The sequence below is a fragment of the Hydrogenophaga atypica genome (genome assembly GCF_042665215.1).
In the GTDB taxonomy this organism is placed as follows: Bacteria; Pseudomonadota; Gammaproteobacteria; order Burkholderiales; family Burkholderiaceae_C; genus Hydrogenophaga; species Hydrogenophaga defluvii_A.
Genome location: NZ_JBHTCA010000025.1, coordinates 26215 through 41183, shown reverse-complemented (window position 1 = coordinate 41183; position 14969 = coordinate 26215). Strand labels below are relative to the sequence as shown.

13 protein-coding genes are annotated in these 14969 nt (G+C 64.9%); 7 read left to right on the top strand and 6 right to left on the bottom strand.

Translation table 11 applies throughout. The features are described 5' to 3' along the window. Window positions 1-12 precede the first annotated feature (12 nt). Window positions 13-816 carry an SDR family oxidoreductase gene (locus ACFQPB_RS20105; protein WP_382227155.1) on the top strand — a complete coding sequence of 268 codons (804 nt, stop codon included), beginning with the start codon at window positions 13-15 and terminating at the stop codon, window positions 814-816. Window positions 817-830: 14 nt separating this feature from the next. Beyond that, window positions 831-1691 (top strand): alpha/beta hydrolase, encoded by an 861-nt coding sequence (locus ACFQPB_RS20100; protein ID WP_382227153.1) that lies wholly within the window; start codon window positions 831-833, stop codon window positions 1689-1691. A gap of 4 nt (window positions 1692-1695) precedes the next feature. On the opposite strand, the gene ACFQPB_RS20095 is transcribed toward ACFQPB_RS20100, so the two are convergent. Then, on the bottom strand, window positions 1696-2610 hold the full coding sequence (locus ACFQPB_RS20095; RefSeq protein WP_382227150.1) for a LysR family transcriptional regulator: 915 nt from the start codon (window positions 2608-2610) through the stop codon (window positions 1696-1698). A 123-nt stretch (window positions 2611-2733) separates the two neighbouring features. On the opposite strand from ACFQPB_RS20095, the gene ACFQPB_RS20090 reads away from it, so the two are divergent. The 3 genes from ACFQPB_RS20090 to ACFQPB_RS20080 are packed head-to-tail and all read left to right on the top strand — an operon-like array spanning window position 2734 to window position 5930. Then, window positions 2734-4479, top strand: coding sequence for an alkaline phosphatase family protein (locus tag ACFQPB_RS20090; protein ID WP_382227147.1), 1746 nt, complete (start codon window positions 2734-2736; stop codon window positions 4477-4479). Beyond that, the gene (locus ACFQPB_RS20085; RefSeq protein ID WP_382227144.1) at window positions 4472-4945 is read left to right on the top strand and encodes a cupin domain-containing protein; all 474 of its coding nucleotides are present in this window, start codon (window positions 4472-4474) and stop codon (window positions 4943-4945) included. The genes ACFQPB_RS20090 and ACFQPB_RS20085 overlap by 8 nt, the downstream gene beginning before the upstream one ends. 10 nt (window positions 4946-4955) lie before the next feature. Then, on the top strand, window positions 4956-5930 hold the full coding sequence (locus ACFQPB_RS20080) for a Bug family tripartite tricarboxylate transporter substrate binding protein (RefSeq protein ID WP_382227141.1): 975 nt from the start codon (window positions 4956-4958) through the stop codon (window positions 5928-5930). 13 nt (window positions 5931-5943) lie between these two features. Here the strand turns inward: ACFQPB_RS20080 and ACFQPB_RS20075 are convergent, their stop codons facing one another. After that, a complete protein-coding gene (locus ACFQPB_RS20075; RefSeq protein WP_382198676.1) occupies window positions 5944-6855 on the bottom strand; it encodes a DMT family transporter in 912 nt (303 codons plus the stop codon). A gap of 147 nt (window positions 6856-7002) precedes the next feature. Then, window positions 7003-7680, bottom strand: coding sequence for a hypothetical protein (locus ACFQPB_RS20070; RefSeq protein ID WP_382198675.1), 678 nt, complete (start codon window positions 7678-7680; stop codon window positions 7003-7005). Window positions 7681-8055: 375 nt separating this feature from the next. Between ACFQPB_RS20070 and ACFQPB_RS20065 the strand changes: the two genes are divergently transcribed. Beyond that, window positions 8056-9048 carry a quinone oxidoreductase family protein gene (locus ACFQPB_RS20065; RefSeq protein WP_382227138.1) on the top strand — a complete coding sequence of 331 codons (993 nt, stop codon included), beginning with the start codon at window positions 8056-8058 and terminating at the stop codon, window positions 9046-9048. Next, window positions 9045-9788 carry an NUDIX hydrolase gene (locus tag ACFQPB_RS20060; protein ID WP_382227135.1) on the top strand — a complete coding sequence of 248 codons (744 nt, stop codon included), beginning with the start codon at window positions 9045-9047 and terminating at the stop codon, window positions 9786-9788. Before ACFQPB_RS20065 ends, ACFQPB_RS20060 begins: the two co-directional genes overlap by 4 nt. Here ACFQPB_RS20060 and ACFQPB_RS20055 read toward each other — a convergent pair. Genes ACFQPB_RS20055 through ileS form a run of 3 tightly spaced genes read right to left on the bottom strand, consistent with a single transcriptional unit; the run spans window position 9775 to window position 14813 of the window. Beyond that, entirely contained in the window at window positions 9775-11421 is a 1647-nt protein-coding gene (locus ACFQPB_RS20055; RefSeq protein ID WP_382198672.1) for a Na/Pi cotransporter family protein, read from the bottom strand. The two genes, ACFQPB_RS20060 and ACFQPB_RS20055, sit on opposite strands and share 14 nt — an antisense overlap. A gap of 51 nt (window positions 11422-11472) precedes the next feature. Next, window positions 11473-11991: a signal peptidase II gene (lspA, locus tag ACFQPB_RS20050; protein WP_382198671.1), complete on the bottom strand. Its 519-nt coding sequence runs from the start codon at window positions 11989-11991 to the stop codon at window positions 11473-11475. Continuing rightward, on the bottom strand, window positions 11991-14813 hold the full coding sequence (gene ileS / locus ACFQPB_RS20045; RefSeq protein ID WP_382227177.1) for an isoleucine--tRNA ligase: 2823 nt from the start codon (window positions 14811-14813) through the stop codon (window positions 11991-11993). The genes lspA and ileS overlap by 1 nt, the downstream gene beginning before the upstream one ends. Window positions 14814-14969 lie beyond the last annotated feature (156 nt).

Sequence of the window (14969 nt, the reverse complement as noted above, 5' to 3'; positions counted from 1 at the left end):
GGAGTAGCACACATGGACTTGGGCATTGCAGGCAAATGGGCGCTGGTGGGCGGCGCGAGCAAAGGTTTGGGCTGGGGCTGTGCCGCCGCCCTGGTGCAAGAGGGCGTGAACGTGGTGATGGTGGCACGCGGCGCCGACGCATTGAACGCCGCCGCCGCAGGGCTGCGCGCGCAGGCCACGCGCCCCGGCCAGCAGGTGCTGGCGGTGGCCGCCGACATCACCAAGCCCGAGGGTCGTGAGGCCGCCTTCACCGTGGCCGGTGGCCCCGGTCGCGACTTCGACATCGTGGTGACCAACGCCGGCGGCCCGCCGCCCGGTGACTTCCGCAGCTGGGAACGCGAGGCATGGATCGCCGCGCTGGACGCCAACATGCTCACCCCCATCGAACTCATCAAGGCCACGGTGGACGGCATGGCCGCGCGCGGCTTCGGTCGCATCGTCAACATCACGTCCAGCGCGGTCAAGGCGCCCATCGACATCCTGGGCCTGAGCAACGGCGCGCGCACCGGCCTCACCGGTTTTGTGGCCGGCCTCTCGCGCAGCGGCATCGCCGCGCAAGGCGTGACCATCAACAACCTGCTGCCCGGCGCCTTCGACACCGACCGCCTCAAGGGCACCATGAAAGGCGCGGCCGACAAAACCGGCCAGCCCATCGAAGCCATCATGGACGCGCGCCGCAAAACCATCCCGGCCAAACGTTTCGGCAACCCCGAGGAATTTGGCGCCATCTGCGCCTTCCTGTGCAGCCAGCAGGCCGGCTACATCACGGGTCAGAACGTGCTGGCCGACGGTGGTGCCTACCCCGGCACCTTCTGACGCCGGAGGCCCACATGGACGACCACCAATTTCAGTATGTCGAAGGTCAGGCCCGGCCGGGTTTTCCTGCGCTGCTCGCGCAGTTCCAGACCCACAGCGATGGCGCTGCCGCGCAAGCCACGGCCGAACTCGACCTGCCCTATGGCCCACACCCGCGCCAGCGTTTTGATTTTTTTCCTGCGCCCGCCGCCGCCCAGGGCGTGATGCTGTACCTGCATGCGGGCTACTGGCAGTCGCGCGACAAGTCGCCGTTCCGCTTTCTGGCGCCGGCCTTCCAGGCGCGGGGTTTCCACGTCGCACTGGCCAACTACCCGCTGTGTCCCGATGTGACACTCGATGAACTCGTGAAAGCGGTGGCGCCCAGCGTCGCGGCGGTGGCCGCGCATGCGCGCCAGCGCAGCGGCGCTGACCTGCCCCTGGTCGTCGCCGGCCATTCAGCGGGCGCCCACCTGGCCAGCGTGCTGGGACTGGCACAAGGCGACCTGCCCCGCCACGACCCGGCCAAGGTCGATGGGGTGTGGGCCATCAGCGGCATTTACGACCTCGCGCCCCTCGTCGGCACCACCCTGAACCAAAAGCTGCGCCTGGACGCCGAAACGGCGCGTCGCCAATCGCCCTTGCTGACCGCCACCGCAGCACCCGTGCCGGCCGTGTGGCTGGTGGGCGGGGCGGAAACACCGGCCTTCCTGGCGCAGAACGCCGACATGCACCAACGCTGGCAAGGCCAAGGTGGCAGCGCAGGCGCCTGGAGCGCCTGCGTCCAAGCACCCGATGCCGATCACTTCACGGTGCTGCAAGACTGGGCCGCGCTGCGCGGTCCGCTGGCCGACACCTTCGAGCGTTGGTGGGCGCAGGTGCAAGACCAGGCACGCTGAAACCTCACGTGTTGTTTCGCTCGCGACGCAAGGCCTTGGCCTCTTGCTCAAAGCCATCCTTGAGCCGTTGGGTCGGCAAGGTCAGCGGCGCATCGGTTCGGCAAAACAGGTGGATGGTGGTCTGGAGCAAGGCATCCGCGATGGGCAAAGCCACCAAGCCGTTGCGGGGTCCGTGGCTGTCAAAAAATCGCTTGGGCATCAGCGCCACGGCGTCCATGCCCGGCAACACCGCGAGCAAGGTGGAGAAGGACTCGCACTCCAACATCACACGCGGCGGTGACAGGCCCAGGGCCTCCAGCCCCAAATGCACCGGGTCGCCCGGCCCGTGCAGCGGCCCCGTCAGCACCCAGCTCGCGCTCTCCAGATCGACCAGCCGGCGGCTCTTGGCCAGGGGGTGTCCAGCGCGGGCGGCGATCACCTCCGGGCTGTCGGTCAGGGGCAACACCGCCAGATCGGGCCCCAGACCTGTGGCCGGCAACGGGCCCAGCGCCAGGTCCAACTCACCCGAGCGCAACTGCAACAAGGCCTTGGGGTAGAGCGCATCCACCAGGCGCACGCGCACCTGCGGCCAGCGGCTCTGAAAACGCGCCACCGCACGCGGCGCCAGCATCAGCGCGGCAGCGGGTGACACGCCCACCGAGACCGTGGCCTGGGCGTGTTGGGTGTGCCAGGTCACCTCTTCGCGGGCGCGTTCGATTTCACGCACCACGGTGGCGGCGCGTGCGGCCAGCAGTTCGCCCGCCGGCGCCAGGTGCACCCCCTTGGGTGTGCGCACCACCAGCGCGGTGCCGAACTCTTCTTCCAGCTGTTTGAGCGCCTTGGTCAGCGCCGGTTGGGTGACGTTGAGCGCCTGCGCCGAGGCACGCAGGCTGCCGGTCTGGGCCAGGGTCAGGAGCAGGTGCAGGTGTTGCAGTCGCATCGTTGGCGGGCTCGTCGGGGTGATAACCCATGGTAATCGACCTGAGAAAAAGCGATTGGATGGACGGAACAACGCGGCCTAGCATGACCCCATCAAAAGGCCATCCATCCCGAGGAACCCGGCATGAAGTCCCCCGTCAAGAACATCCTCTTCATCATGTGCGATCAGCTGCGCGCCGATCACCTGTCCTGCTTCGGCCACCCGCGCCTGCACACGCCCCACCTGGACCGGCTGGCCGCGCGCGGCGTGATCTTCGACCGCGCCTACGTCAACTCGCCCGTGTGTGGCCCTTCGCGCATGAGCTACTACACCGGCCGCTACGTGCACTCGCACGGTGCGAGCTGGAACTTCGTGCCACTCAAGGCCGGCGAGATGACGATTGGCGACCACCTCCGCCCGCTGGGCGTGCAATCGGTGCTGGTGGGCAAGACCCACATGCGGGCCGACCTGGCTGGCATGTCGCGCCTGGGCATCGACCCGCAGTCGCAGATCGGCGTGCGCATTGCCGAATGTGGCTTCGACCCTTACGAGCGCGACGACGGCATCCACCCCTACTCCGGCCACGATCCCGACCCCAGCTACAGCGACTACCTGCGGCGCAACGGCTTCGACGGCGACAACCCCTGGGAGACCTGGGCCAACGCCACCGAAGACGACGACGGCACGCTGCGCTCGGGCTGGTTTCTCAAGTACAGCAACCGCCCGGCCCGCATCCCCGACGAACACTCGGAGACCCCCTACATCACCCGCCGGGCGATGGACTTCATCCGCGAGGCGGGCGAGCAGCCCTGGTGCCTGCACCTGTCCTACATCAAGCCGCACTGGCCTTACATCGTGCCCGAGCCCTACGCCAGCATGTACACCGCCGACGACGCGCTGCCGGTGGTGCGCAGCGATACCGAGCGCGACAACCCGCACCCGGTGTACGCTGCCATGATGGACCACCGCGTGTCGCAAACCTTCTCACGCGACGGCGTGCGCGAAGCGGTGATGCCGGGTTACATGGGCCTGATCAAGCAGATCGACGACCAGATGGGCGTGTTGTTCCAGTTCCTCGAAGACAGCGGCCTGATGGACAAGACCATGATCGTCTTCACCTCCGACCACGGCGACTACCTGGGCGACCACTGGATGGGCGAGAAGGACCTGTTCCATGAGCCAGTGATCAAGGCGCCGCTGATCGTCTACGACCCCGACCCACGTGCCGACACCACGCGCGGCACCCGTTGCCAGGCGCTGGTGGAAGCGGTGGACATCGCGCCCACGTTCCTTGACGTGTATGGCGGCCCCGCCGTGCCCCACGTGATGGACGGGCGTTCGCTGCGCCCACTGCTGTTCGGTCAGACACCGACCGACTGGCGGACCGAAGTGGTGTGCGAGTACGACTTCTCGTTCCAGGATTCGCGCATCGCCCTGGCCACCAAACCGCGCGACGCCTGGATGCGCATGGTGCGCGACGAGCGCTGGAAGTACGTGTTGTTCGAGAACTTCCGGCCCATGCTGTTTGACCTCTTGAACGATCCCAACGAATTCCACGACCTGGGCGCCTCCACCGCACCCGAGCACGTGGCAGCAAAAGAGCGATTGCACGAGGCCCTGTTCCGCTGGGCCCGCCAGCCACGCCAGCGCGTGACCGTGCCCGACGGCGCCATCGAGTCCATCGAGGTGCAGGCCCGCATCACCGAAGGCGGCATCCTGATCGGCTACTGGGACGAGGACGACCTGGCGCAAGCCCGCCAGCATTTCAAGCCCCGTTTTGCCTCGCACAACCCCCTGGTCAAGCCCACGCTGGACCGCCTGACGCACCCGGAAACGCAACCCTCAACACCGCCCGCCACACAGCCCGAAGGAGCCACCCAAGATGCGTGAAACGCCCGACATCACCCGCAAGAACCAGAGCCTGGACAGCGTGTCCTGGAACATCCTGGGCCAGGTCTACACGCCCAAGCAGATGACCGACGACAGCTTCTCGTGGCACGCCACCTTCCCCGAGGAGACCTTTGTGCCGCCACACGTGCACCCGCACCAGGATGAGTACATCTACGTGCTCGAAGGCCGCATCGACCTGATCCTGGACGGCAAGACCACCTCGGCCTCGGCCGGTGATCTGGTGCGCATGCCACGCGGCATCCCACACGCCTTCTTCAACAACTCCGGCAAGCCAGCCCAGGCGCTGTTCTGGGCCGCGCCAGCGGGCAAGCTGGTGGACCTGTACCGCCGCATCCACAACATGTCCAGCCCGGCCGAGGTGGTGAAGGTGGCGCGTGAATACGATGTCGTCTTCCTGCCGCCCATCTCGTCGGCCGCCGACACCCCCGCCCCCGCTCACGTTTGAGGACAACACCATGATCCAACGCAGACATCTGATGGGGGCACTGGCCGCGTCACCTTGGTGGGGTGCCCTGCCCGCCTCGGCTCAGACCTACCCCGACCGGCCGATCAAGATCATCGTGCCGCTGCCGCCGGGCAGCCCGCCCGATGTGCTCGCCCGGCTGGTGGCCGATGGGCTGTCCAAACTCTGGAAACAGGCGGTGGTGGTGGACAACCGGCCAGGCGCCACGGGCATGATCGGCATGCAGGCACTGGCCCGCTCCGCGCCCGATGGCTACACCATGGGCATCCTCTTTCTCACCCACACCGTGTTGCCCGAACTCATGGGCCCGTTGCCCTACGACACGGCCAACGACCTGGCACCTGTGGCCAACCTCGTGTGGCTCTACAACGTGCTGGTCGTGCCCTCGGCTTCGTCCATTCAGTCGCTCAAGGACCTCACCGACCGCGCACGCACCCAGCCCGGCGCCGTCACTTTCGCTTCGGGCGGCAACGGCTCGCCGGCGCACCTGGTGGGCGAATCGTTTGGACAGGCCAGCAAACTGAAGATGTTGCACGTACCCTTCAAAGGGCCGGCCGAAGCGGTGACCGCCCTGCTCGGCGACCAGGTGTCCACCATGTTCGCCACCACCTCGGTGGCCGCACCCTTGGTGCGGGCGGGCAAACTGCGTGCCGTCGCGGTCACCAGCCCACAGCGGCTGGCGGCCTTGCCGGGCGTACCCACGCTGGCCGAAAGTGGATTGGGCGACATCGAACTGCGCGAATGGGAGGGCCTGGTGGCCCCCGCCGGCACACCCCGCCCCATCATCGAGCAATGGAACCAGGCGCTGTTTCAGGTGCTGGCCGATCCCGCGCTGCGCAACAAGCTGGCCGATCTGGGCATGTCGGTGGCCCAGGCCAACCGGCCCGAAGAATTTTCGCAACTGGTGCGCCAAGAGCTGGTGCACTGGGGCAAGTTCGTGAAGGCCACCGGGCTGAAGCCGGGCTGAAAGCCCCCACCCCTCAACGCCGGGACGACACCACAATCCCCGCCACGATGAGTGCGAACGCCAGCGCGTGGTACGGCTTGGGCAATTCGCCCAGCACGAACGCTGACATGACGGCCGCAAACAGCGGCGCGAGGTTGCTGAAAAACGCCGCCATGGCCGGGCCGGCGCGCTGCACACCGGCACCCCAGCAGCGGTAGGCCAGCAGGGACGGCCCCACGGCCACATAAACCAGTGCGGCCACCAGCGGCCAGCCCCAATCGATGTGCGCAGGTGTGTTGCTGGGCAGCAGCCACTCACCCGCCGTGGCCACACCCGACCACACCAGGCCAAAACCGATCTGCGCCATCAGGAACGCGGCCCAGTCGCCCCGAATGGCCTCGGGCTCCTTGCGTTCGGTCAACATCCAGCTGTAGACAGCCCAGATGGCGGTGGCCAGCAACATCCAGGCATCGCCGGCCACCAGCCGGATGCGCAGCAGCTGCGCCACATCGCCCCGCGACAAGACCACCAGCACACCCGCCAGCGACAGCGCCGCGCCCAGCACCGCAGGCCGCGTGATGGGCGCCGCAAAACCGATGCGCCCCACCACCAGCATGAACAGCGGCATGCTGGCCACCACCAGCGTCACGTTGATGGGCGTGGAGGTTTGCAAGGCCAGGTACTGCAACGCGTTGTAGCAACCAACCCCCAGCAGGCCCAGCACGGCAAAACGCTTCCAGTGCGGCCACAGGCCACTGTCACGCCGCCACACCCAGTGCGCCAGCGGCAACAGCAACACAAAGGCCAGCACCCAGCGCAAAAAGTTCAGCGTGATGGGCGGCACCAGATCGTTGACCAAACGCCCCACCACCGCGTTTCCCGCCCACAGCAGGGGCGGCAGGGTCAGCAACAAGACTGTGACAGGAGAGAGGCGGGTGGCGGACATGCGGAGACTGTACCAAGCCACCCTCCTGACGATTTGATTACGGCGCCGCTTTGCACACGCCCCTTCACACAGCACGCGATTGCCCCCTTGGCAGCATGCCCACCTGCTTCAGAGAGCAAACCGTTCGACAAGTCACACAAGACTCTGTCAATCCACACTGTAAAAATGGGGGCTCTTACGTCGATCCAACTTGATTGATTGATTTACAATTTTTCCAATATCCGGTAGATCAATATTTACAAGTATCGCATCCCTCAATAGCTTATCCCGAATCTCAATCCTGTACCCATTGCACACCAGCGCCAGCACCTCACAACTATCAAAATACGCTCGAAAGCTTCCTAGATAATTGACACTTCCAGGCCGCAGGTCAACTACAGTCGTGGGAAATGTTAGAGTTTTTTTTGAAACAAAAAAATCCTTTTCCCGCCCCACATCAACCATGGCAGGCGTCGCAAGTGCATCGATCCCAGTTCCGTCACGCTGCTGTACATTGATGCTCGATATTTTATACTTCCCAGGAGGCATCTTAACCGACAAAAACGATCGTCCATACTCCTCCGAACCATATATTGAGAATTGCAAAGACACATCTCGATTTCTATAAATTCTAGTGGGCACCGCAAATGCAAATTGACCCATTTTATTATTCCCAACTGGGTCAACGGGAGCCATCTGCAAACCCCACAACACAAATCTCGACATGCTTATATCTGAAGTTTGACTCAATAATATTGTTGCCGCATCAGGATGGTCATAGACATAACGTTTTGGCGCTGCACAGCCGACCAAGAGAAAACCAAGAAAAATTACCAATATTTTCATATTAATCAAACAAACTTATAACAGAATAAGAATAGGTCAACTTTATTTTTCCTGCAATCTCCAACAATATATATTAAAACTTTGCACAAAAAAAACTATTGCCTCAATAGGAAATTAGATTTAAAAAGAAATCGGACGGCTTCGATCCGATATTTTCAATCCATATTCGTAGCACGCACAACTAAACAACTGCAAAATAAAGAAAAAGCCATCAAACACGAGAGAATGTCAAACGGTCGAATCAATTGGCAAAAATAGGAAGCCGCCGCAAGCCGCGCTGTGCCAATGCAGTCACGGGCATACCCCGCCGGGTCAGCAAGGCCAATTCGTTCGTGGCAACATCCAGGGCTTTACCCCCCACCGGAGACACCCGACATGAGCCAGAGCAGCCGCGCCGTCCGCATCCACCGCACCGGCGGCCCCGAAGAGATGGTCATTGACACCGTGGCCGTGGGCGAACCGGGCCCCGGCCAGGTGCGCATTCGCCACCACGCCATCGGCCTGAACTTCATCGACGTGTACCAGCGCACCGGTCTCTACAACAACCCGCTGCCGCTGCAACTGGGCATGGAAGGCGCTGGTGTGGTGGAGGCCGTGGGCGAGGGCGTGACGCACCTGAAAGTGGGCGACCGCGCGGCCTACGCCGCCAACCCGCCGGGCAGCTACTGCGACGTGCGCGTGATGCCGGCCATGAACGTGTGCAAGCTGCCCGACGCCATCGACTTCGAAACCGGCGCGGCCATGATGCTCAAGGGCCTGACCGCGCAGTACCTGCTGAAAAAAACACGCCCGGTGGAAGGCCTGGAGCCGGGCGACTTTGTGCTCTTCCACGCCGCCGCCGGTGGTGTGGGCCTGATCGCCTGCCAGTGGGCCAAGGCCCTGGGCCTGCAGCTGATCGGCACCGCCGGCAGCGACGACAAATGTGCGCTGGCGCTGGCACACGGCGCCGCCCACGCCATCAACTACCGCACCGAAAACTTCGTCGAACGCGTCAAGGCCATCACCGCCGGCAAGGGCGTGAAGGTGGTGTACGACAGCGTGGGCAAAGACACCTGGGAAGGCTCGCTGGACTGCCTGCGCCCCTTCGGCCTGATGGCCAGCTTCGGCAACGCTTCGGGGCCGGTGGCGCCGTTCGCGCCTGGCATCCTGGGTGCCAAAGGTTCGCTCTACGTCACGCGCCAGACGCTGTTCACCCACATCAGCAGCCGCGCCGCCACGCAGGCCATGGCCGACGACCTGTTTGCCGTGGTGACCAGCGGCCAGGTCAAGATCCGCATTGACCAGCGTTTTGCGCTGACCGACGTGCAGGCCGCGCACCGCAGCCTGGAAGCCCGCGCCACCACCGGCTGCACCATTCTGCTGCCGTGATCTACCAGCGCCCGCCGCTGCGCCCACGGCAGGCGCTGGCTTTTGAGGGTCAGCCGATTGGCTCGGTGGAAGTCGCAGTGGCGCAGCACTTGCAAGCCCACGGCCTGCTGGCCGCCGATGGCGCGGGCTGGCGGGTGGCTGCACCCTTTGACGCGCTGGCCCATGCGCTGCGCGAGGCCAGCCTGCTGGGCGCCTGGCGCAACGAACCGCTGCCGGTGCTGACCGAAGCCGGTCAGCGCGTCGGCCTCATCGAGCGCGCTGCCGTGCGCGCCCTGGGCCTGGCCACTGCGGCAGTGCACCTCACGGCACAAACACCCGATGGCCGCACCTGGGTGCAGCAACGCGCCTTCAACAAACCCAACGACCCCGGCCTGTGGGACACGCTGATGGGTGGCATGGTCAGCGCGGCCGACACGCTGGCACAGGCGCTGGAACGCGAGACGTGGGAAGAGGCTGGCCTGCGACTGGACCAGTTGCAGGGCCTGACCCACGCCGGCCACCTGCTGATCCAACGCCCCAGTGGCGGTGCCAACGATGTGGGCTACACGGTGGAGCGGATCGACTGGTACAGCGCCACCCTGCCCGAGGGCGTGGCGCCCGAGAACCAGGACGGCGAGGTCGAGCGTTTCGACTGCGTGGACCTTGGGCAACTTCGCGCCGACATCGTGGCCGGACGCTACACGTTGGAGGCCGCGCTCATCCTCGCGCCCGACCTCATCGACGGGCTCACTGCCCCTTGACCTGTTCGCGCAACCGGCTGGGTGCCAACGCGCCGGCCGAATCGAGGATGGGGTAGGCAATGGAGCAGATGTGCGAGTTGATGCGCTTGAGGTCGCTGATCAGGTCGATGTGCAGCGAGCTGCTCTCCATGCTGCCCAGGGTTTTGTCGGACAGGCGGGCCAGGTGGGAGGTGGCGTATTCGCGCTCCAAGTCGCGGAAGCGCGCTTTTTCTTCCAGCAGCTTCTGCGCATCGCGCACGCTGCCATTCAAAAACACGCTCATGCCCAGGCGCAGGTTGTCGATCAGACGGGCGTGCAGTTCACAAATCTCGGCCAGACCGGCCTCTGAAAAATCGCGGCCCTTGCGGATTTTTTTGTCTTCGATGTCGATCAGGACGCGCTCGACGATGTCGCCCACCTGCTCCATGTTGATGGTGAAGCTGATGATGTCGGTCCAGCGTCGGCCCTCTTCCTCGCTGAGCTGCTGGCGCGAGAGCTTGGTGAGGTAGTACTTGATGGCCGAGTACAGGCTGTCCACCGTGTCGTCGAGCTTGCGCAGGTCTTCCGACAGCTTGAGGTCGTTGGTGCGAATCACCGTGAGCACGCCGCGCAACATGGTCTCCACCACGTCGGCCTGGTGCATGGCCTCGCGCGCCGCACACGAAATGGCCAGCGATGGCGTGGTCAACGCAGAAGGGTCGAGGTGGTTGGGTCGGCCCAAGGGTGTGGCCGTGCTTTGCGGCAGCAAGCGCTCGACCCAGCCGGCCACCGTCTGCGTGAGGCCAATAAAAATGGCTGCCACCATGAGGTTGAAGCTCAGGTGGAACAACACGGTCAGCGCCGCCGGATCTTGCACATAGGGTTGGACAAAACGCAGCCACACCGGAATGAGGAACACGCCCACACCCACCGCCAGCAACTTGAACACCAGGTTGCCCAAAGGCACCTGGCGCGTGGCCACGTTGGCGCGCAAGGTGGTCAACACCGCCAGCAGGCCACTGCCCAGGTTGGCGCCCAGCACCAGGCCCAGGGCCACGTCGACCGAGATCACGTACAGCGACAGCGTGGCCGTGAGCAGCACCACCGCCAGACTGGAGTAGGACAGCACCACCAACACCGCACCCAGCAGGATCTCCAGCATGCGGTCGCTGGCGAGTTGCTCCAGCATCAACTGCACCGCCGGGTTGCGGGTGAGCACGGTGGTGGCCTGCGACACCAGTTGCAAGGCCAGCAACATCAAGCCCAGCCCAATCAGCACCCGCCCCACATCGCCCACGGTGTGGCCCTGGCGCGCGATGAACAGGGTGACGCCCAGGAAAATGCACAACGGCGAGAGCCAGGACAGATCAAGCGAGAACACCACCGCCATCAAGGCCGTGCCCACGTCGGCGCCCAGCATGACGGCCAGCGCGGCCGGCAGGGCAATCAGGCCTTGGCCCACAAAAGAAGCCGTGATGAGCGCGGTGGCGGTGCTGGACTGCACCAGGGCCGTGACGCCCAGGCCCGACAGCATGGCGCTGAAGCGGTTGCCCATGCTGACCGCCAACATCTGCCGCAGGTTGCTGCCAAACACACGCAGCACACCCGTGCGCACCAGATGGGTTCCCCACACCAGCAGCGCGATGGCTGCGAGAAGATTCAACAAATGTTTCATAGGACAGTGACCCGACTATAAGCCGGCGATGCACCGTCCGTGCCAGCGGGCTTACCTGCTGCGCCGCACCCTCAGAATCTCGTCCAGGATCATGCAGATCGCGCCCAGGCTGATGGCCGCATCAGCCAGGTTGAACGCCGGAAAATGCCCGCCCGGGAACACGGGCGAAAGAAAGCGCCAGTGGAAGTCCAGCATGTCCACCACATAGCCGTGGATGAGGCGGTCGATCACGTTGCCCAGGGCGCCACCCAGGATGCAGGACAGCGCGAAAGCGAACAGCTTCTGCCCGCTGTGGTTGCGCAACATCCAGACGATGAAGACGGCCGCCCCCAAGCCGATGGCCGTGAAAAACCAACGCTGCCAGCCGCCGGCCCCGGCCAAAAAAGAGAAGGCCGCACCGGGGTTGTGCACCCGCACGATGTTGAAAAACGAGGTGATGTAGGTGCTGTCGCCCAGGCGGTAGTAGCCCAGGATGAGCACCTTGGTGAACTGGTCGATCAGGAAGATGGCAAAGGCCAGCCCCAGCCAGTGCAGCATGCCCGGGCCGCCACGCCCGCCCCTGGCCGCCATCAGGCGTGGGCGCGGGTTTCACCCGCACCGGCGATGTTGCTCACACAGCGGCTACACAGCGTGGGGTGTTCGGTGTGCTGCCCGACGTCGTCGGTGTAGTGCCAGCAGCGCTCGCACTTGGTGGCGCTGCTGGGCGTCACCGCCACGGCCAACGATTCACCGTCCACCACCGTCACCGCCGAGGTGATGGTGACGAACTTGAGGTCGGCCCCCAGCGAGCGCAGCAGAGCCGCGTCGTCAGCGCCGGCGGTGATGGTCAGTGTGGCCTGCAGCGAGGCACCCACCTGGCCGGCGGTGCGCACGTCTTCGATGGCCTTGTTGGCCAGGTCGCGGATGGCGCGGATGCGCGCCCACTTGGCCAGCAAGCCTTCGTTGGGCGTGGGCAGCGGCAGGAAGGTTTCGAAAAAGATCGAACCCTGGTTCTTGCTGCCGGCGAAATGGGTCCAGGCTTCCTCGGCGGTGAAGCTCAGGAAGGGTGCCATCCAGCGCAGCATGGCGTGGGTGATCTGGTGCAGCGCGGTCTGGGCGCTGCGCCGCGCCAGGCTCTTGGGCGCGGTGGTGTAGAGGCGGTCCTTGAGCACGTCGAGATAGAACGCACCCAAATCCTCGGAGCAATACACCTGCAGCTTGCTCACCACCGGGTGGAATTCGTAGACGTCGAAGTGGCGCAGGATGTCGGCCTGCAGCTCGCTGGCGCGGGCCAGCGCGTAGCGGTCGATTTCCAGCATCTGCTCCAGCGGCACGGCGTCTGTGGCGGGGTCGAAATCGACCGTGTTGGCCATCAAGAAGCGCAGGGTGTTGCGGATGCGGCGGTAGGCATCGACCACACGCGCCAGGATCTTGTCGTCGATGTTGAGGTCGCCCGAATAATCGGTGCTGGCCACCCACAGGCGCACGATTTCAGCGCCGAGTTTGCTGGTCACCGATTGCGGCTCCACCGTGTTGCCCAGACTCTTGCTCATCTTGCGGCCCTGGCCGTCGGTGGCGAAGCCGTGGGTCAGCAGGCCCTTGTAGGGCGCGCGGTCGTACAGGGCGCAGCCCAGCAACAGCGAGCTGTGGAACCAGCCGCGGTGTTGGTCGTGGCCTTCGAGGTAGAGGTCGGCCTCGGGGCCCTGCGCGTGGCTGGCGCCGTTGGGGTAGGCGTGGGCGTGCGAACCACGCAGCACGTGCCAGAAGGTAGAGCCGGAGTCGAACCAGACCTCCAGGATGTCGGTGCTCTTGGTGTAGTGCGCTGCGTCTTCGACGCCCAGGATGTCCTCGGCCGTGACGCGGCTCCAGGCCTCGATGCCGCCCTTCTCAACGATGTCGGCGGCCTGGTCCAGGATGTCCATCGTGCGCGGGTGCAACTCGCCCGAATCCTTGTGCAGGAAGAAGGGCACGGGCACACCCCAGCTGCGCTGGCGCGAGATGCACCAGTCGGGCCGGTTGGCGATCATGTCGCGCAGGCGGGTCTTGCCGTTCTCGGGGTAGAAGCTGGTGTGGTCGATGGCGTCCAGCGCCAGCTGGCGCAGGGTCTTTGGCGCCTTGTCTTTGGTGAACACGCCCTCGCCTTCGTCCATGCGCACAAACCACTGGGCGGCGGCGCGGTAGATCACCGGCGTTTTGTGGCGCCAGCAGTGCGGGTAGCTGTGGGTGATGCGAACGGTGGCCAGCAGTCGGCCAGCGTTTTTGAGCGCGTCCAGAATGACGGGCACCGCCTTCCAGATGTGCAAACCACCGAACAGCGGGAAATCGGCCGCGTAAGTGCCGTTGCCCTGCACCGGGTTGAGGATGTCGTCGTAGGCCAGGCCGTTGGCCACGCAGCTGTTGAAGTCGTCCAGGCCGTAGGCGGGCGACGAGTGCACGATGCCGGTGCCGTCGCCGTCGCTCACGTACTCGGCCAGGTAGACCGGGGACAGGCGGCGGTAGCCAGCGTCCACATCAAACAGCGGGTGGCGGAAGTTGAGGCCGCCCAGCGCCGCGCCCTGTGCGGTGGCCAGCACCTGGCCGCTCAGGCCGAAGCGCTCCAGGCACTTCTCGACCAGGCTCTCGGCCAGCACCAGACAGCCCTGGGGCGTGTCGACCAGTGCGTAGGTGAGTTCAGGGTGGGCATTGAGCGCCTGGTTGGCGGGGATGGTCCAGGCGGTGGTGGTCCAGATGACGGCAAAGCCGCTCTTGCCCGCCGGCAGCGCCCCCAGGCCGAACGCGGCGGCCAGCTTGCCCGCATCGTCGGTCTCGAAGGCCACGTCCAGTGTGTCGCTCTGTTTGTCGGCGTATTCGATTTCGAATTCGGCCAACGAGGAACCACAGTCGAAACACCAGTACACCGGCTTCAAGCCGCGGTAGACGAAGCCACGTTCGATCACGCGTTTGAATGCGCGGATTTCACCGGCCTCGTTGGCCGGGTCCATGGTGCGGTAGGGGCGTTCCCAGTCGCCCAGCACGCCCAGGCGTTTGAAGTCCTCGCGTTGCTGGTCAATCTGCTCGGTGGCAAACGCACGGCTCTTGGCCTGCATGTCGTCGCGGCCCAGGTTGCGGCCATGTTGCTTTTCGATGGCGTTTTCGATCGGCAGGCCGTGGCAGTCCCAGCCGGGGATGTACTGCGCGTCAAAACCGGCCAGCTGGCGGCTTTTCACGATCATGTCCTTGAGCACCTTGTTCAGCGCGTGGCCGATGTGCAGCTTGCCGTTGGCGTACGGTGGGCCGTCGTGCAACACAAACAGCGGGGCACCCTGGCGGGCGTCACGCAGGCGCTTGTACAGCCCGCCTTCGTTCCACGACTGGACCCAGGCCGGCTCGCGCTTGGGCAGGTCGCCGCGCATGGGGAAGGGGGTGTCGGGCATGTTCAGCGTGGCGCGGTAGGCGCCGCCTGAACTGTCGGCTTTGCCATCGGCCTTGGCGGCCTTCGCGTCGGCTTTGGCGGGGGTGTTCTGATCGGACATGTGGGGACTCTGTGAGGGAGAAGCGGTGAAGCGGGAAACCGTTCGCCCTGAGCCAAA